This window comes from Bradyrhizobium sp. 6(2017) (assembly GCF_011058295.2).
In the GTDB taxonomy this organism is placed as follows: domain Bacteria; phylum Pseudomonadota; class Alphaproteobacteria; order Rhizobiales; family Xanthobacteraceae; genus Bradyrhizobium; species Bradyrhizobium septentrionale.
Genome location: NZ_CP049289.2, coordinates 7633194 through 7651518 on the forward strand (window position 1 = coordinate 7633194; position 18325 = coordinate 7651518).

The window sequence follows — 18325 nt, forward strand, 5'->3', positions numbered from 1 at the left end:
TCCTCATTGGCGGATACGAGGGTCAAGCAACAGATAGCTGAGATCGACCAGCAGGTTGATCCCGACATAGACCGCTGCGAATAGCAGCGTGATACCCTGGATCAGCGGAAAATCCCTCGACAGCACCGCATCGACCGTCAACGATCCCAATCCTGGAATGGCAAATACTGATTCCGTTATCACGACGCCACCAATCAGAAGCGCAATACCGATGCCGATCACCGTCACGATCGGAATCGCCGCGTTGCGCAGGGCGTGATGAATGAGGACGCGCAACTCGGAAATGCCCTTGGCGCGCGCGGTTCGGATGAAGTCCTCGGTCAGTGCTTCAGCGACCGAGGCGCGCGTAACCCGCGCGATCAGCGCCAGATAGACGATCGATAGGGTCATTGCCGGCAGGATCAAATGGCGCAACCAGGGCAGCACGCCATCGGCGATCCGGCTATAGCCTTGCACGGGCAGCAGCTGCAGCCGAAGCGCGAAGATCCAGATCAGCACGTAACCTGTCACGAACACGGGCACGGAAAAGCCAAGCGCCGAAAACGTCATCAATCCGCGATCGAGCCAGCCGCCGTGCCGCCATGCCGCAAGGACCCCGAACGGGACCGCAAGCAGGATCGTCACGATGATGGTCAGGGTAGACAGCGCAATGGTCGGTTCGACGCGCTGCCCGATCAGCTTCGATACAGGCTGCTTCATGAAGAACGATTGGCCGAGATCACCGTGCAGCACGGCGAGCAGCCAGCGCCCGAACTGCAGCGGCAGCGGGTCCTTCAGTCCGAGCTGCGCCCGCACCGCCTCGAGTGCCGCCGCGCTGGCGTCATTGCCCACGATCGCGGCCGCCGGATCCCCCGGCGCAAGCCGCGTCATGAGGAAGATAATGACCGCAACGATCAACAAGACTGGAATCGTTGCAACCAGCCGCCTGACAAGAAATACAGCCATCGGAGATCAACCCTTCTGGATGCCCCAATACACACACACCGGTGAGCTCACGGTGCCGCTGATCACGTCCTTGCGCGCAGCCGTGATGGTCTTGTACTCGCCGATCGGCGCGACGATCGCGGCATCGTAGGCGCGCTCCTGGATCTGGTCGGCCAGCGACTTGCGTTGCTCATTGGTTGCCGCCAACAGGAACTCGTCCTTGAGCGCCTCGAGTTTTGCGTCGGTCGGCCAGCCGAACCAACCATTTTCGCCGTTGCCGGTGAGCGGCGCGTAGAACATCGGGTTGATGGTATCTGGTATGTTCCAGCCGGTGATGAAGGCACCCCATCCGCCCTGAGCGGGGGGCGTCTTCATGGCACGCCTCGCGACCAGCGTCGGCCAGTCCATCGACTGCATATCGACGTTGAAACCTGCCTGCTTCAATAATGCCGCCATCACCGGCGGAAATTTGTTGAGGATCGCGAAACTCGCCGGATACATCAGGACGACCGGCTCGTTGTTGTAGCCCCCCTCCTTGAGCAGGGCGCGCGCGCGCGCAAATTGCGGCTTTCCCGTGTAGTAGGACGTCTTCTCGGAATGATAGATCGTGCCCGTCGGATAAAGCGAGGGATTTGCATTGTACAGATCGGGGTGAACCATCTGCGCCTTCATGAGCGCATCCTGGCTGATCGCCATGTACGCCGCCTGCGCGATCTTCGGGTTGTTAAAGGGCGGGTAAAGGTGGTTGAGATGCAGCGCAAAGGATCCCTTCGGCACAAGATCGACAAACAAGATCTTTGGATTATCTCTCAGCGCCACGTACTGATCGGCCGGCACCCATTCGATCAGGTCGACTTCGCCGTTGATGATGGCATTGGTCTGCGTTTGGCCATCGGTCAGAATGATCCATTCCATGCGGTCGACATCGACCACTTTGCCGCCTGCCGTTCCCGACGCCGGCTCGTTCCGCGGCACGTAGTCCGTGTTCTTGACGTAGACGACGCGCTCGCCCGGACGATATTGGTCGGTCTTGAATACGAACGGTCCGGAGCCGATCTGGCTGGTAATTTGCTGATCAGGGGGCGTTTCTGCGACCCGCTTGGGCATGATGAACGGCGGCACCGACGCCGGCTTTGACAGCGCTTCCAGGACCAGACCAAAGCGCTGCTTGAGCGTGAGGACGAATGTATCGTCGCTCTTGGCATCGAGCGAGGCGCTTGCCGCCAGCAATTTTTGGCCGAGGTTGTCGCGCGCGCCCCAGCGCTTGAGCGACTGGATGACGTCTGCGGACGTCACCGGCGCGCCGTCGTGGAACTTGAGGCCCTTGCGGAGCGTGAAAGTCCACACCTTGCCATCGTCGCTCTGGCTGTAATCGGAGACCATCTGCGGCTTGACTTGCCCCTGACCGTCTACCCCGAACAGCGTGTCGTAGATTGCGTAGCCGTGATTGCGCGTGATGATCGCGGTCGTCCAGATCGGGTCGAGAATCTTCAGATCGGACTGCGGCACGACGCGCAGGACCTTCGGCCCCTCGGCAAAGCTTGTCCGCGGCGCCGCCGCTACAATCATCAAGCTGCCAGTCATTGCCAGGAATGAACGCCTATCAGTCATTTGCTTCCCTTCCATTGCTCGGTCTGACGTTTTTCGGTGTGCTGCCTACGCTGACCCTGGAGCGGCAAGTTCGGCGATCAACTCAATCTCGACACATGCGCGCAACGGCAACTGGACGACGCCAAAGGCACTTCGCGCATGAGGCCCGGCGGCCGGAAACACCTCGCCGAACAGCTCGCTTGCGCCGTTGGCAACCAGATGCTGCTCGAAGAAATTCGACCTCGAGGCAACCATGACGGTCATCTTGACAATGCGCGCGATAGTCTCGAGATTGCCACTCGCATGCTGAAGCGTTGCAAGAAGGTCGATGGCCGTGGCGGGCGCTGCCGATCGGCCCTCTTCCAGCGAGATTTCATCGCCGAGCCGGCCGGTCCAGACCGCACCATCGCGCCTGGCGAGATGGCCGGATAAATACAGGGTCTGGCCTTTACGCAGGTAAGGCGCGTAGGACGCCGCCGGCGCCGTGATCGGCGGCAGCACGATGTCCATGGCCTGAAGACGTAGATAGACGCTCATCATTGTTTCTCCATCGTCCTCACCAGATGACGGACGGAGTGATTGAGGCTCAGGCCGAGAGTTTGGCCCGCGCGGCACGGATCGGGGCCTTGAAGACGGGACCGTTCGGACCGAGCCGAATGCCGTCGCGCAGATGCTTCCAGGGAAGCGCGGTCGGGTCTGCCAGGAATGGCCCGGGAGACTTCACGACGATGATTTCCTCGGAGAGAGCCGCGAAGTCGGCGCGGAAATGCACCGAGCTCTTGTTGACTAGGATGCTCATCTTTTCCGGATCGATGCCGACGGTCCGGTACATATTGCGATCGAGCAACTGCGCCTTGGCCGAGGTTACAACGATGCGAATGTCATCGATTTTCAGGCAAGCGGTCAGGCCGAGATTGGCCTGCTTGCCGTTCATCATCGGCCCGCCATAGACGAGCTTGCCGTCGGATAGCGTTTCGACGAGGAAACGCGCGGTCAATGGGCTGTCGCCCGGAACCTCCGCGCAACCGCCGAGATCGATCGAGATCTCCGCGCCGACACCGGCGGCGTGCGCGGCCACGGCGGCTTTCGCGTCGCAGATCAAGCCAATGGCCGCATTCTTGGCACCGTGTCGGATCAACGCCTTCAACAGACCCGTGGTATTGGAGTTGCCACCGACACCCGGATTGTCCTGCGTATCGGCCAGGATGACCGGACGCTTTGCGCTCCGCGCAATCGCGATGGCGCGTACCACAGCATTGTCGGCATCTTCGAATTCGACGTTCCACGCAGTCTCGGCGCCGACGATGTGCTGGTAGATCCGCTCCACGGCACGCTCGACGGCGTCGCGATCGCTGCCATAGCCCCAGACGGTGGCCCCGCATCCCGGAAAATCGGCTGCGGAGAAGCCCGGCGCGAAGGACAGCGAGCTTACGGCCCCCTCTTGCTCTTCCAGCAAGTCGTACACGCCGCGCGCCGGCTGCAGCATGGTCGACATCGCGTTGACGGGGATCAGGAAGGGAATGCGCTTGGCTGCGCGGTAAAGCGGCGCACGCGACGATACCAGATGAAGCAGGAGCTCCGCTGCGCGCCGTCCGGTGTCCGCCATGTCGACGTGCGGATAGGTACGATAAGCGACCACCGCGTCGGCAAGCTCAAGCATCTGTTCGGTGACATTGGCGTGCGAGTCGAGCGACACCGAGATCTTCATCTCGCGTCCAACGATTGCGCGAACTCGCGCCAAAAGCTCGCCCTCACCATCGTCGAGATGCTCGGTCACCTGCGCCCCGTGCAGGTCGAGATAGACCGCATCAAAATTCCTGCGCTTGACGGCATCGAGAATCTCACCCGCGATCCGCTCGTAGGCATCCTCGGTCGTGTGAGCCGAAGCACCGGCGCCTGCCCAAATCACCGGCAGCACCTCGTGCCCACGCGCCTGCACATGCTTTATGAAGCCGCCAATCGGAATGTTGACGTCCAAGAGGCTCAGGACGTCCTCGCCTCTCACCAGGCTCGGAAAGTCCTCGCCCCGCACGAAGCTGTCATAGGTGGCCTTGGACGGCGCGAACGTGTTCGTTTCATGTTGAAAGCCAGCGACAAGAATTTTCAACGGAGTTTCCTCTTCTTTGTTGACCGCGCGCGGGCTCACGGCCAGCCACACGGAGGCAGCGGGCGGTTCGCGGTGGTCAGGCTCACAATTTCGATGGACGGCCGGCTATCCGACCTACGCTGTCTTCGCCGGCTAAAAATCCGCGCCGGTTGGACGTGTGGGAGAATAGGCTTGACCTGCGTTCGAGCAACAGCAATCTTTGTTCCAGTTCGTTGCCAAAACAGCAACAGAGGTTGGTTATGCGAGAACCCAGTCACAGCCGCCTGCGCTATTTCGAGGCCGTCTGCCGGCACGGTACGATCCGCGGCGCAGCTGACCAACTGAACACGGCACCGTCGGTGATCACGCGCCAGATCGCTCTGCTTGAGACGGAGCTCGGGCTGAAACTATTCGAACGGCAGGCGCGCGGCATGAAATTGAATGATGCGGCAGCGCATTTGCTGGATTATTGGCGCAGCTGTCAGGCCCATCGGCAGCAACTATCGGAGCGGCTGGAGGCCATCGAGAGACTGGACGAGGGCCATGTCAGGATCGTGCTGAGCGAGGGCTATGTCGACCATCTGATCGAGCACATCGTGGGGCCCTTCTGCGCACAGCATCCGAAATTGTCGATCGCGATCGATCCGCTCCCCGTCCTGGACATCATGAATCAGGTCGGAGAGGACGCCGCCCATATTGGACTGGCGTATAATCCACAGGCCGACCCTCGCATCCAGTTCGTCGCAAGCGTGCCTGCGCCGGCCCGCCTGCTGGTTCGCGTCGACCATCCGCTCACGCGGCAGCGCCGTCCCATCACCGTAGGCCAGCTGGCTGAATTTCCGTTCGCCTCGATGCCGCGTGGTTATGGCGTCAGCCAATTGATCGACGCGCTCGAATATTCAGAGCATGTCAAGCTTCGGCCGACATTCATCAGCAGTTCGGTCCTCGCGCTGCGACGCTACGTCAGAGCCACACAGGGCGTCGCGATCCTCGGCGCCGGCGTTGCCGCCGCCACCGAAGTCGCGCGTGGTGAGGTCGTCATGCTGGATATCGATCACGCCATTTGCGCGAAAGCCAAGCTTCGGCTCATTGCACGGCGAGCTCGACCGTTGTCGCCGGCGGCAGCGCGCCTATTGAGCAATATGCGAAGCCGCCTTGCATCGTTCGGCATAACGCCGGGTAGATTGCCTTAGGGCAAAGCCGCAGGCTGTCGTGCGGCCGGCATGACAGGGTCAACTATCTGTCGCAATACAGGTGCAAATCCAATACTGCTGTTACAGAACACGCGCCAGTCCGATCAAACGATTTCGCGCGCGGTCACCGGAACGCGAGCGATCTCCGAAATGCTGAACGTCTGTCCTGGGAGGAGCGAAACGATCACGTCAGCTCCAGCCTCACTCAAGACTTGAATCATGACGTGCTCGGTATTGGTCAGATAAGCGTTCTCTTTGGCGCTGACGACCATATCGAGACTTTGACCAGAAAGTGAAAGATAACCCGATAGTACCTCGATCCTGATCTTCGCCTGGTTGACGGCGACCAACAGCCATTCCGAACGTTCGCAAGTTCTTAAGTTGACGACGGTTGGCCCGTGCGGAGCGAAGCAGGCAACCAGGCCTACCTTCATCGAGAAATTGCTCGATGCCCTTCTACCAATCTGAGGAACGGTTAGCATGGATCAAAGAACCTGCGCCAGTCGAGTTAGCTTGTTGAGATCATATCTCTTGACATGACGAATCCGCGGTCAGGCCCCGATGACGACGGCAATTGCTCTTGCCATGATCTCTTGTCCAAGCAATCGGTGCCAACGTCCGCTTTCCAAAAACGCGCGGTCTCGTTCATGGAACGAGAGCGCAGTGCACGCCCTCTTCGGGAGAAATTGAAGCGGGCGCTGTCCTGATGAATCGGCCGATCGTGCCCCAGTTCAGAACAGAGCCCCCCACATCACCACCGAGTCAACCGCGGCGGCCTTAATCGTCTTGCCGCAGCTACTTGAATGTGGCTCTTCGTCTTATTCCGACGCGACGAAGCGGAATATCGAGGAAATATGCACGCGCTCGAATGGCAGCTTCGGTTCTCTTGAGGCGCTGCCCCATTGTCAGCAAGGATGCACCAGAGACGGCGAGCTCCTTCAATTGATCGTCGTCTGCGGCGGTCCATGGCCTTGATGCTGCTCTTGGCGTCTCGCAAGTCTCGCGTTTGCTCAGGCTTGTGTAGGTCATGCTCCACTCCGCCGGGAGAACTTGTTTGCGTGCCGCGCGGGCCAAGTCCGACGAGGCGCGTCTTCAAGGATCGCCTCCGCGTGCGCGGCTTGAGGTAGCACAACGACCGCCAGCAGGCGACGCGGTCTGATCAAACAGGCTTTTTGACGAACGAGGCTTACTTCGCGGAGTCAAACTGCGCTGTCTTTGCGAAACTCAACTCCGCAGTAGACGGGGCGGACAGAGGATAGGCCTAACTTCCGTTTGAGCAATAGCAGTCTTTGTTCGACTTCGTTGCTCAAGTGTCAACGCACGTGAGCGTCCAGCAGCTAACGGGCGCCACTAGGGCCGGGGGGCACCTGGTTCAGCGATCGCGCAACGGATTTTCAGCTCGCATCCGGCGTCCTTAGCCGTGATACGCGAATAGCTCGATCGGCTCATTGAAGCTGCACACCGGATATTCCCCGACGCGTTCAAGACCGAAGTCACCTTCAACGAGGTCGGCGAAGGATCGGGACAGCAGGATCGTCCTCCCAAATTGTTTGGTGAGTGCCTCGCGCGTCGCCATCTCGTGCTCGAAGCGGCGATCGCCACACCCGGCAAATATCAGTTGCGCGTTCTCGACGATCTCGCCTATGTCACCAAGGACCAAGCCGAAACCGGCGTTCGTTTGAACTGATCAGTGCCCCTTACGAGCGGCGATCTCGTCCATCACGCCGCGATCCTCGAAATGAATGTCGACAGCTATCGCCGCAAAGAACATGTCGCCAAGACCCGTGGAGCCTGACGGCCGCACCACGCGCGCGGCAATCAAAACGTCACGAAAATGTCCCTTATCGCCGCGCCGCGACGATCATCCTCTCGCCGCCAGCGCCGAAATGTCGCGCTATAGCATAGCCCGGGTGATGGTCAAGTTGAACACAGCAGTGGGCACAGCCCCGTTCACGCATTCCGTGCGCTGAGAGCCGTTACAGGGATGCCGTCACTGGGGCGCGGGCCGATGACTAATAGCCCAAACGTAGGCTGACACCGCCTCAACATCTGCTGGCTTCAAGTCGCCATCCATTCCGGGCGCCACCGCCATATTGTGCAAGATCGTTCGTTTCAGCTCTTTAACGCTCCCGTCGCTCCAAGCGAATATCCCGAGTGTCAGGTCGTTCCCGTTCTCTGTTCCCTTCCCGTCTTGGCCGTGACAGACGCTGCACTGCCCGTTCGCGGCCTCCCCATGGAACACGCGATCGCCATGCAGGATCTGCTCCCTGCTAAAGCCGATTGGCACCGGCAGAACGTCCGCAGGAGGCCGTATCTGTTCTCTGAATATGTTGAGCGGCGGCGAAACGAGCTTGAGCTCTTGCTGATCCTCTGCCCTTGACGAGTTAGGAGCCGCGGAAAACATCACGCATGCCGCCGCTGCTGAAACAACGAAACGTACCGCCATAGATCACCTCCCGGAAGGTCACGTTCCTGGCCGCCGGATCGGTTCAGCAAGGCAGGGTTTCGTTTGCTCACGGAACGCCAATCGTACAGTCCAGACGTATCTTGAGCGCCCAATAAGCACCTACCTAAGAGAAAAGGCCGGCACCGAAGCGCTGGCCAAGTACCGACGATGAAAACTCGTAGTCTTCTTCCAAGAAGGCCACGGAACATTTCTCTCTTCAGGATGTAACGCGGATCAACTAACTTGGGGCATAAGCGGCTTTGGCCTTGCGGCATTGGCGTACATATTAATCTCCATGCCCACCGACACTTCGACGATCTTCGGTGCAGTCCACTTCATCTGCTTTCCTCCAATTTATCGGTGACTTCGATTTGAGAAAAAGAGCGCACGAAGACGGGTAACGCGCGCATCCTCGACTCATACGCGTGGAAACGAGCGATGGATAATCACTTGTTCAGATAATAGTCATCTTCAAATACGATCACCAGTCGATGCAGGCGCGGCTGAGGCCTCAACGCGGCCACGATGCGCACGCAGAAGAGTCGCGAGATCGCTACATGCGCGCCGTACAAGAACCCATACACCCCCGCGCAGGTCGGGCCCCACGGCGGCTATGCGCTGCCGAAGAGCCGGACCCCGTACTTGCTGAAGCATGCAGGCGTACAGCGCGCCATGGCTCAGCAGCGCGGCACACTGATGCGTCGACAGCAGTGAGTATCGATTGTCGCGAGTTTCTTACCGCTCGCCTGCACTGAGCATCGGCGGACTCAGGTCTTTCAATCCAACCAGACTCTACCGGGGCGGTCGTTGGGGTTGACTTGATGGGTTTTGGCTTCGGGTTGAACGGCCAAACCGACCGGTTCTCGGGCCCGATGAAGGCTGGAGACAAACAAGAACGCTAGTAAGGCCCTAACTCGCATCAAAAGCGGATCGACCAGCGCCTTTAGTAGTTATCGTGCAGCACAAGGCATCAAGGTCTTCGACCTATCACGCGTGTTGGCCGGCCCCTATTGCACCACATGGTGCCGGTCGATCTGGGTCCACGGGTGAGCTCCTTATGTGCGTCGCGCCAGCGATCGGCGGTTGACATTCGCGAAGCGCCCACCGTTCGGCTCAACCCAACTGGAAACTTTCGGCGCCGTATAACCGAGCCAGGAGGTCAAATTCAAAGCTCCGGGCGTTTGGCGGTGCTCATACGCGTTCAAGGCGCGATCGTTGCATCGCATTCGCAGATCGAAGAAGATGCCGATGAGCCGCATAGATCAGCTTTGCGTCGAAGTGCGATGTCGGCGATGAGCACTCCAGCGATCAGGCGGTTTCTCCTCGCAACCCGCCACCAATCACCAGCGCTAGGCGAAGTCGCATCAACTGGCCTAGTTTACGCTCAACCGTCGAACCGATCGATCGCTTCCGTCTCAGCTCGCTGACATACGGGAATGATAGTACCCAAGCGGTTGTTGCGTTATGGGCGCAGCCCCTCTGGACTGCTGGCAATCTGCTGTCGAGATAGGTCTAATCTAATCTATTCGTTTTTCGGATTGAGATTGTGCGCCTAGGTAGAGCGCTTGGCGTCTTTTGAATGAAAAAGGACTGGATCGACGCAAGAGCAGAGTCTCGATTCCGTGGCCATTTCAATCATTTCCCACTTTGAATTAGCCGGGGCCCAACCATGCGCATAGCTGTAATCGGTGCTGGAGGTTTCGGGGACCACTTTGGCGCGCGCCTGGCGAAACGCGGTGCAGGAGTTGGCTTCCTTGCCCGGGGCCCTCGCTTGGCGGGGATGCGCGCGAATGGACTGGTCGTCGACGGCGGTCCCGAGAGGATCTGCGCCAATACTGTGGTGGCGGACTTTGTGTTGCTGGCGGTCAAGCTGTGGGACACGGAGATGGTCGTTGACCAGATCGAGCCGATGGTCGGACCGTCCACGACGCTGGTTTCGTTCCAAAATAGCGTACTCAAGGACAACGCGCTACGAAACGCTTACGGTCCGGCCCAGATTACGCAGCGGCGCCATCATGCTCGGGATTTCCGCGATCGATATCGCGCTATGGGACATCCTGGGAAAGGCAACCTGACAACCTGTACACCGACTGTTGGATGGTACAGCAGTGTCGGAGCTGGCTTGCTATGCAAGTCTCCTTCGCCACACCGACTCGCAGCTTGTCATCGAAAACGTCAATCGAGCTCTAGCCGATGGCTTCTCTCATGTGAAGCTCCATGAGATCACCGCGGATGCAGTCCGTGAGGCCCGAATCGCTGCCGGCGATGACGTCGAGATCACCCTTGACGTCAACTGTCCACGGATGGTGCGCGAGGCCCTCGATATGAGCGCTAAGCTGCGACCGTTCAATCTGCTCTGGCTGGAAGAACCCATTTGGCCTCAAGAGAGCTTTGACGGTTTGGCTCGATTGCGTCGTGAAAGTGGAATGCCCATGGCGGCACCATGCCAACGAAACGCGACCGCATCTTGCAGAACTCCTGGCGTTTCATGTTGCCGATACGTTTGACGATTCTGGAGGACCGCAGATGAATGCCGGATACGAAGCTGCAGACAACCAAATGAAGATCGCAAACATCGAAGCTATCGTGATTTCAATTCCCTTCGCAGGGGGCGGAAAGTCGGCCGAAACGGCTTGGGGCAAGAAGAACGCGAACACCGCCGACTCTCTCCTCGTAAAGGTCACCACGTCGAATGGGCTCACTGGATGGGGTGAGTCTTTCGGCTTCACGGCAATCCCTACTGTCAAGGCGGCGATCGAACAGCTGCTGGCTCCCTTATGCATCGGCCGTAGCGCAGCCAGCATCGGACCATTGATGCTCGATGTTCAAAAGCGCCTGCATATCTTCGGGCGCAGCGGCGCCATCATGTTCGCCATTTCCGCAATCGACATCGCTTTGTGGGACATCTTTGGCAAAGCGACAGGTCGGCCAGTCCATCGATTGTTAGGTGGCAGCGAAGTGACTGAACTGCAGTGCTACGCCAGCCTCGTTCGCTATTCTGACCCGCAGGTCGTTGCTGCGAACGTCGAGCGGGCTTTGGCAGATGGGTTCTCTCATCTCAAGCTTCACGAAATTGACGTGGAGGCGGTACGGGCAGCGCGCAAGACTGCCGGCGACGACGTGGAAATTACGCTTGACGTCAATTGCCCGTGGACGGTCCGCGAAGCCCTGGAAATGAGCTCCAAGCTGCGACCTTTCAATCTGCGATGGCTCGAAGAGCCGATCTGGCCTCCGGAGAATTATGACGGACTGGCTAGGTTGCGCCGCGAGGCGGGGATACCGATCGCGGCTGGCGAGAATGCTTCCACCTTAATGGATTTCCAGCAAATGCTCGTCGCAGGTGCAGTCGACTTCGTGCAGCCGAGCCCAGCAAAAATGGGTGGCATCACCGAGCTGCAAAAAGTTTTTACGCTTGCCGCAGCACATAACACCACGGTCATGGTCCACACCTTTTATGACGGTCCTGGCTTGCTTGCGAGCGTACATGCGAGCGCTGCGCTTGGCTCGAATGAGTCGCTGGTGGAGTGGCGATACTTCGATCTCGAGGCTCAACTTTACGGGGATGCCATCTTCCCCAAGCGCGGAGCGATTGTTGTTCCTCAAGGCCCGGGCCTGGGGGTTGATCCGGATCCGGACGTCATACGGAGTTTTCAAGTCCTGAGCTAAGACCGCTTTCAATCTGCACCGCCGACTTGGAGGTCTTCATGACCATTACACGCCGCACGTTCTTGAAGACGCACGCGACCGCTGTGGGCGCTGCTTATGTCGCCTTGCCACCCTCGCTGGCGCTGGCGGCCCCAATAAACTTCAAGATTGGACACGACCAAGCGGCGACGCACCCGGTTCATTTGCGCCTCGTCGAAGCGGGCGAACGCATCAAGCTTCAGACCAACGGGCAATTCCTGCTCCAGGTATTTGCCAACAGCCAACTCGGCGGCGATACCGACATGCTGACGCAGACGCGCTCCGGCGCTCTGGAGATGGTGTTAATGCCCGACATCATCCTTGGAACGTTGGTGCCGCTGGCGTCCATCAACGCGATGGGGTTTGCGTTTGACAATGAAGTTGACGTCCACGCCGCAATGGATGGCGATTTGGGTGCCCACATCCGTGGCAGGATCGCCGGATCCGGACTGTCGGTGATGAGGAATTTCTGGGAGAACGGCTTCCGACAAATTACCAGCAGCACGAAGCCGATCAACCACCCCGAAGATCTTCGCGGTTTCAAGATCCGCGTCCCCGTGGCACCGCTGTGGGTCTCGATGTTCAAGGCTTTTGGCTGCGGTCCGACCGCAATGAACATGAACGAATTGTATTCAGCGCTTCAGACAAAGGTCGTCGAAGGGCAGGAGAATCCATTCTCAATCATCGAATCCGCGAAATTCTACGAAGTGCAGAAATATTGCTCCGTCACCAACCATGTTTGGAACGGATTCTGGCTATCGATGAATTCCCGCCGCTGGAGCGCGGTCCCCGCGACCGTCCAGGACATTGTTCAGGAACATCTGAATCGTTCCGCGATGGATCTGCGTGACGACGTCGTCAAACAGAAAGACGCGCTGCGGAAATCGCTTGTCGAACGAGGCATGGTGCTTAACGAGACGGATCCCAAGCCGTTCCGCGATGCGCTCCAGGCTGCCGGATTTTACGCGGAGTGGCATAAGAAGTTTGGCGAAGAAAGCTGGGCGGTCCTTACCAAATACGCAAAAGCAATCGCGTAAGCATGCCTGAGAGCCAATTCCCGGTCAAATTCGTACGATGGCGAAGACATGTCGTTTGAACATTCGCAGGACGCGACCGGAACGGGCGTCAGCAACGGCCGGCTTGTTCACGCCAGCCTCATTCTGGACCGCCTCATAGCGTGGTCGACGGAGATACCCGCCGCGCTTTTGGTGGTCGCGGAATTCTGCTTGCTGTTGACCAACGTCACCTATCGATACGGTTTGCGCGACCCGCTCACGTGGGGGGACGAACTCGCCTCGCTGCTCTTTGTCTGGTTGTCGATGCTCGGTTGTGTCATCGCTCTTCGGCGAGGTGAGCACATGCGGCTCACGACCATAATCTCAAAATTGTCGCCGCGGGCAAAGCAGCGGACGGAGGCGCTGGCAAACACACTTGTGGTTCTGTTCATGGCCCTTTTGATCGTGCCCGCCTGGGAGTACACGGTCGACGAATGGGCGATCATGACACCTGCGTTGCAGATACCGCATGCATTTCGCGTGGGTGCCTTGACATGCGGCTTCACGCTGATGTTCGCCGTCGCCCTGTCGCGCTTGATATCGAGCGCCTCGTCGGCAAGCATCGCTCTTTGCGGCCTGCTCGTTCTCGGTGTCTCGAGTGGGCTTTACCTGTTCCAGGTGCAACTCGTGGACATGGGGAGCGCTCATCTATTTCTATTTTTTGTGATTGGTGTGGCGATTATCGTCCTGGCCGGCGCGCCAATCATGACGGCATTTGGACTATCCACACTCACCTACTTGCTAACCGTCACTGATGTTCCGATCACCGTTGCGGTCAACCGTATCGACGAGGGGATGTCAGGACTGATCCTGCTGTCAATCCCGCTGTTTGTCTTTCTGGGGGCGCTCATCGAGTCGATGGGATTGGCCGAAGCGATGATTGGCTTTCTCGCTTCCATAATCGGCCACATGCGCGGCGGCCTCTCGTACGTGCTGATAGGCGCCATGTATCTTGTCTCCGGCATCTCCGGCTCAAAGGCTGCGGACATGGCGGCGATTGCGCCTGCGCTGTTTCCGGACATGAAGAGGCGTGGGGAGGACGAGGGCGAGCTGGTAGCCATGTTGAGTTCGGCCGGCGCGATGTCCGAGACCATCCCTCCCAGCCTAGTATTGATCACGATCGGATCGGTCACGAACGTTTCGATCGCTGCGCTGTTTACCGGCGGCTTCATGCCCGCCGTGGTTGGCGCTCTCGCCATGGCTGCGGTCGTTTGGATCAAAAACCGAAACAAGAGCGTACAGCATCTGCAGCGGGCATCGAGCAAGGATATCTGGACTGCTCTTTGTTACGCCCTCCCGTCGATCGTCCTCCCTTTCTTGATCCGCACCGCCGTCGTCAACGGAGTGGCGACGGCGACGGAGGTCGCTACGATCGGAATCGCGTATACTTTCGCAGTTGGCCTGATCTTTTACAGGAAGTTCGAATGGAAGACGCTTCAACCGATGCTGGTTAATACGGCCTCCCTCTCCGGCGCCATTCTACTGATCATCGGATGCGCGACTTCCATGGCGTGGGCTCTCACCCAATCCGGATTCTCGGTTCAATTAGCCGCGTGGATGTCCATCGTCCCCGGGGGCGCGATGGGCTTCATGATGGTCTCGGCCGTTGCCTTCGTGATCCTGGGCAGCTTTCTCGAGGGTATTCCGGCGATCGTCCTTTTTGGGCCCCTGTTGTTTCCAATAGCGCGGAACATCGGAATTAACGAAGTGCACTATGCGATGGTCGCCGTTTTTGCGATGGGTCTGGGGTTGTTCACACCACCCTTTGGAGTCGGATTTTATGCTGCCTGTGCCATCGGAAAAGTGCGACCGGAAGCGGCGGTTAGGCATGTGTGGGCTTACTTGGCCGCGCTGTTCATCGCGCTTCTCGCTATTGCGGCAATCCCCTGGATTTCAACGGGCTTCCTGTAACGATCGAGACGTCGTCAGGGAGCTGATTTGGTGCACTTGCCCTACCACGCAACAAAGATCGCCCACGGCTAACGATAATGGCCAGCAATGTTAATCTCTACACGGCTTTCAAAAGGAAAAGCAGAATGCGAATGATATCCGCTACCTTCGCGATGGTTTTCGCCTTTGCACTTTCGTTTGGCGGAGCCCATACGCAATCGGTGAAGTCTGGCGTTGAAAGGCTATATATCCTGAGCTGCGGCGAAGGGGTCGCCGGAGACATTTCACTGTGGTCGCCAGGGATCAACGAAGGAAAGTCGATGGATTTCGTCGACAGCTGTTACCTTATCAAGCACAAGCAGGGTTGGTTTCTTTGGGACACCGGTCTTTCGGATTCGGTTGCGGCCTTGCCAAACGGCCTGCCCCCCGCCAACCCAAAGTTCATCTACTGGCGTCGCGCGAAAGCGCTGGCGGCGCAGCTTGCCGAGCTGAATGTTTCACCTTCCGACATCAAAAGGATGGCCGTCTCGCACACCCATCCCGATCATATCGGAAATGTCGAATTGTTTCCGCAGGCCATGCTGTATGTTCAGAAAGCCGAATACGAATGGCCGAACCCGGACGGAACGCCTCGCTTCAAGCCCGAGCATCCGGTTACGAAGGTTGAAGGAGACCTCGATATCTTCGGAGACGGAAGCATTGTTCTGCTAGCTACCCCAGGTCACACCCCAGGCCACCAGGTATTGCTGGTGAAGCTCCCCAAAACTGGCAACATCGTCCTATCCGGCGACTTAGCTCATTTCATGAGCAACTGGGAAAACCGTGGCGTCCCCACATTTAATACCAGCAAGGAACAAACGAATTCTTCGATGCAACGCGTCGCGGACATCTTGAAGAAGGAAAACGCGACGCTCTGGATCAACCACGACAAGGTGCAGAGGGACGGCCAAAAGCTGTCGCCGGAATTCTACGACTAGGCGGAGCTTTTATATCTGTAGCTGTGCGACCGCAGACCGCGTCGCGCAGGTTCGTTGGGCTTTCGCTGCTTCCGTACGACTTATCAGCTGCGAAGTATCGAAAATGGCCTGCTACGAATCTCGCTTCGAAACGGACCGCGTCGAAACTGGCCACCCCACTCCTTGTCCGTTGGGGGGGTGGCGCATTGCGGTTGGCGCGACCAAGCGCCAGTCGACAACAACGATGTGACCGGGGACGATGGTCAGGGCGGCACCGATCAGGCGACTTCGGACACAGCCTTTCGGATGGCCTGCTCGAACGCCTCCGGCGGCTGGGCCCCTGTGATCAGGTAACGATCGTTGACCACCACGGCGGGAACGCTGCTTATCCCTGCTTGCCGCCATTTCTCCTCAGTGTCGCGCACCTCGTCGGCGTAGCGCCCTGAGGTGAGCACATCGCGCGCGGCCGCGCCTTCAAGGCCAGCCGATTCAGCAGCGGCCACGAGCACGCCGTGGTCACCGGGATTTTGCATGTTGGTATGGTAGGCGGCGAGCAGCGCGCGCTTCAACTCTACCTGTCGCCCCTCGATCCGGGCCCAGTGCAGCAGGCGGTGTGCGTCAAATGTGTTGTAGAACCGGCTTTCGTCGGGGGTTACCATGTCGAAGCCCACTTGCGCGGCGAGGGCGCGCTGGCGCTCACGGTTCGCGATCGCCTGCTCGCGCCCGACGTTGTATTTGCGTGCCACGTTGTCGAAGCGGCTCTCACCCTCCGGCGGGGCGCCCGGGTTGAGTTCGAAGGGCTGAAATCGGATATCGGCCGTCAATTGCCCCTCAAATCGCTTGAGCGCAACATCCAGGTTTCCCAACCCAATGACGCACCAGGGGCATGACACATCAGATACGAAGTCGATCTTGACCGTTTTAGTCATGGAAAGGCCGCTCGCTGTTCGCTTGGTTACGTTTGGGCACGCCGGGCGCCCCCTGAACTAACCCTGCAGATAGGACGCTTAGGCATCGGATGAACAGCTGCCGGCAGGAAGACACTCTTTCGTAGATCGGTACAATCTTGCTGCGGCGCTCTGCGCGCGCTACGCGCTCGACATGGACATGAGCAGCGCTCCCAGCCTTATCCAACGCTTCGGAGGTCGCTTTCCGGGAGCATCGCCGCCAACACACCTTCCTCACAGCGCAAGCTGAACGACCGTGGTCTGATCAATGCCGGAAGGTGGAGTATTGGAAAGTGCTCCCCGAACCCGCTGTTCACCGGCGAGATGCGTGCCAAGGCCATCCGGTACTTGCACACTGGACACGTCGGTCGAGGCAATCATCCCTAATCTCCGGGGCGATCAAGCAGTTTCCTTCGTCACGTTGGCCCGATCTCTTTCGCCCGCGTACGGTCCGCCGCCAAACCCGCGGCTGAATGGCGTGAGTCGACAAAGGCTCACTGAGGCGCCTAAGGTGTTGAGGGAGTAAGTTCGCGGAGGCCGGGTACGGGTGAGGGACAGTGAACTTCCAGGTTACGGTTCTCAAGGTGCTGGTCAGCTATCCGGACGGGTTCACTGCGATGGCTGACCTCAAGCGCGATATGGCGATCCTAACGACCAGCGGACGGGACTGGACCGAACGCACCAAGAGATTGGCAGCCCGCGTGCCCGGCTTGGATATATTCTCGCAAGGTCTCGTCGAGAGGCTGAACGGCGGCTGGCGCATTACCGAGAAGGGCCGCGCTGTTCTTGAGGTCATGGAGACGCGGCCGGTGCCCGCCGAGGCAATGGATTCCGTCCAAGCAGTCGTGCAGCCGGCACCGGACGGGCCTCCGTCACCGACGCCTTCGATGGCGCCAGCCCGACGCAAGCGGGAACGAAAGCCGCGCCGGCGAGACGCGACACCGCGAAGACAAGCGAACGCATCGTAGGAGAAAGTCGGTAGGCCGCTTGCGAGGGGCTCTCCCCGCTCGTCTCTGAGGCCCAGACGCGGCTCTGACCGGCTTCGAGGCCTACCGTCGCCATGCGCTGCTCTATGGCCCTTCCGCGGCGGTCTGCTCGACACCTTGCCGATCGATGTGGCCATCGCGGCCTGCGAGACCTTCGGCGCGGTCGCCAGGTTCGGGGTAACCGTGCGGCGTAGGCCGCGGGATCACCGCCTCAGCAGCTTGTGGTTCTCCCTGTAGAGCTTGGTGAGCTCGACAGGTTTTCGATTCCGAAGTCGGTGAACGCCTTGACGCCGTCCTCTCCGACGCCATAGACCCAGATTGTGTCTCGCGAAAAGCTCAGCTGGGTTGCTTCGCCGGACTACGACTCTAGCGTGGCTTCTCCGTTGTGTCTCGCCGCCTACGCAAAGCCATGCCTTTACCGATCCACCGCTATTGAGTTTCTCCAAGAGGCGGAGCGTCCCTGGTCTATTGTCTACACATGCCCGAGCCCTTCTGGCATCCGAGCAGCAGCTATCGCCGGAATCGCAATGACACCTTCAGCGGAGAGGTTTTTCACTCCGGACCTCTG

At 59.1% G+C, this 18325-nt stretch carries 18 protein-coding genes and 1 pseudogene; 9 read left to right on the plus strand and 10 right to left on the minus strand.

The window, feature by feature from the left end; all coding sequences use genetic code 11:
* Positions 1-3: 3 nt before the first annotated feature.
* Genes G6P99_RS36320 through G6P99_RS36335 form a run of 4 tightly spaced genes read right to left on the minus strand, consistent with a single transcriptional unit; the run spans position 4 to position 4621 of the window.
* Positions 4-945: an ABC transporter permease gene (locus tag G6P99_RS36320; RefSeq protein ID WP_165125464.1), complete on the minus strand. Its 942-nt coding sequence runs from the start codon at positions 943-945 to the stop codon at positions 4-6.
* Between the two features lie 6 nt (positions 946-951).
* Complete coding sequence (locus G6P99_RS36325) at positions 952-2535, minus strand: ABC transporter substrate-binding protein (RefSeq protein WP_205751532.1); 1584 nt, start codon at positions 2533-2535, stop codon at positions 952-954.
* Positions 2536-2580: 45 nt separating this feature from the next.
* Positions 2581-3054, minus strand: coding sequence for a RidA family protein (locus tag G6P99_RS36330; protein WP_334261832.1), 474 nt, complete (start codon positions 3052-3054; stop codon positions 2581-2583).
* Between the two features lie 46 nt (positions 3055-3100).
* Positions 3101-4621, minus strand: a complete 1521-nt coding sequence (locus G6P99_RS36335; RefSeq protein ID WP_165129104.1) for a M81 family metallopeptidase — start codon at positions 4619-4621, stop codon at positions 3101-3103.
* A gap of 212 nt (positions 4622-4833) precedes the next feature.
* Here G6P99_RS36335 and G6P99_RS36340 point away from each other — a divergent pair, with 212 nt between their 5' ends.
* Positions 4834-5793, plus strand: coding sequence for a LysR family transcriptional regulator (locus tag G6P99_RS36340; RefSeq protein ID WP_246709715.1), 960 nt, complete (start codon positions 4834-4836; stop codon positions 5791-5793).
* Between the two features lie 104 nt (positions 5794-5897).
* Here the strand turns inward: G6P99_RS36340 and G6P99_RS36345 are convergent, their stop codons facing one another.
* Positions 5898-6143 (minus strand): hypothetical protein, encoded by a 246-nt coding sequence (locus tag G6P99_RS36345; RefSeq protein ID WP_165125470.1) that lies wholly within the window; start codon positions 6141-6143, stop codon positions 5898-5900.
* Between the two features lie 1064 nt (positions 6144-7207).
* Positions 7208-7453: a hypothetical protein gene (locus tag G6P99_RS36350; protein WP_414645616.1), complete on the minus strand. Its 246-nt coding sequence runs from the start codon at positions 7451-7453 to the stop codon at positions 7208-7210.
* Here G6P99_RS36350 and G6P99_RS47770 point away from each other — a divergent pair.
* Positions 7358-7763 (plus strand): annotated as a pseudogene (locus G6P99_RS47770) (hypothetical protein); the annotation flags it as partial. The gene G6P99_RS36350 and the pseudogene G6P99_RS47770 sit on opposite strands and share 96 nt — an antisense overlap.
* Positions 7764-7783: 20 nt before the next feature.
* Here the strand turns inward: G6P99_RS47770 and G6P99_RS36360 are convergent.
* Together G6P99_RS36360 and pqqA are read right to left on the minus strand one after the other, a co-directional pair.
* Positions 7784-8239, minus strand: a complete 456-nt coding sequence (locus G6P99_RS36360; protein WP_165125473.1) for a c-type cytochrome — start codon at positions 8237-8239, stop codon at positions 7784-7786.
* A 234-nt stretch (positions 8240-8473) separates the two neighbouring features.
* Positions 8474-8578, minus strand: coding sequence for a pyrroloquinoline quinone precursor peptide PqqA (gene pqqA / locus G6P99_RS36365; RefSeq protein WP_165125476.1), 105 nt, complete (start codon positions 8576-8578; stop codon positions 8474-8476).
* Positions 8579-9908: 1330 nt separating this feature from the next.
* On the opposite strand from pqqA, the gene G6P99_RS47775 reads away from it, so the two are divergent.
* From G6P99_RS47775 to G6P99_RS36385, 6 genes are all read left to right on the plus strand, one after another.
* The gene (locus G6P99_RS47775; protein WP_205751533.1) at positions 9909-10460 is read left to right on the plus strand and encodes a ketopantoate reductase family protein; all 552 of its coding nucleotides are present in this window, start codon (positions 9909-9911) and stop codon (positions 10458-10460) included.
* Positions 10447-10746: an enolase C-terminal domain-like protein gene (locus G6P99_RS47780; RefSeq protein WP_205751534.1), complete on the plus strand. Its 300-nt coding sequence runs from the start codon at positions 10447-10449 to the stop codon at positions 10744-10746. The genes G6P99_RS47775 and G6P99_RS47780 overlap by 14 nt, the downstream gene beginning before the upstream one ends.
* Before the next feature lie 19 nt (positions 10747-10765).
* The gene (locus G6P99_RS36370; RefSeq protein WP_205751535.1) at positions 10766-11905 is read left to right on the plus strand and encodes a mandelate racemase/muconate lactonizing enzyme family protein; all 1140 of its coding nucleotides are present in this window, start codon (positions 10766-10768) and stop codon (positions 11903-11905) included.
* A 38-nt stretch (positions 11906-11943) separates the two neighbouring features.
* Positions 11944-12960 carry a TRAP transporter substrate-binding protein gene (locus G6P99_RS36375; protein WP_165125479.1) on the plus strand — a complete coding sequence of 339 codons (1017 nt, stop codon included), beginning with the start codon at positions 11944-11946 and terminating at the stop codon, positions 12958-12960.
* A 48-nt stretch (positions 12961-13008) separates the two neighbouring features.
* Positions 13009-14889, plus strand: coding sequence for a TRAP transporter large permease subunit (locus G6P99_RS36380; RefSeq protein ID WP_165125482.1), 1881 nt, complete (start codon positions 13009-13011; stop codon positions 14887-14889).
* A 125-nt stretch (positions 14890-15014) separates the two neighbouring features.
* Positions 15015-15845, plus strand: a complete 831-nt coding sequence (locus G6P99_RS36385; protein ID WP_414645455.1) for an N-acyl homoserine lactonase family protein — start codon at positions 15015-15017, stop codon at positions 15843-15845.
* 257 nt (positions 15846-16102) lie between these two features.
* Here the strand turns inward: G6P99_RS36385 and G6P99_RS36390 are convergent, their stop codons facing one another.
* Together G6P99_RS36390 and G6P99_RS36395 are read right to left on the minus strand one after the other, a co-directional pair.
* Entirely contained in the window at positions 16103-16753 is a 651-nt protein-coding gene (locus G6P99_RS36390) for a DsbA family oxidoreductase (protein ID WP_165125485.1), read from the minus strand.
* Between the two features lie 252 nt (positions 16754-17005).
* On the minus strand, positions 17006-17152 hold the full coding sequence (locus G6P99_RS36395) for a hypothetical protein (RefSeq protein ID WP_165125487.1): 147 nt from the start codon (positions 17150-17152) through the stop codon (positions 17006-17008).
* A gap of 176 nt (positions 17153-17328) precedes the next feature.
* Here G6P99_RS36395 and G6P99_RS36400 point away from each other — a divergent pair, with 176 nt between their 5' ends.
* A complete protein-coding gene (locus G6P99_RS36400; RefSeq protein WP_246709717.1) occupies positions 17329-17739 on the plus strand; it encodes a hypothetical protein in 411 nt (136 codons plus the stop codon).
* Positions 17740-18325: the final 586 nt, after the last annotated feature.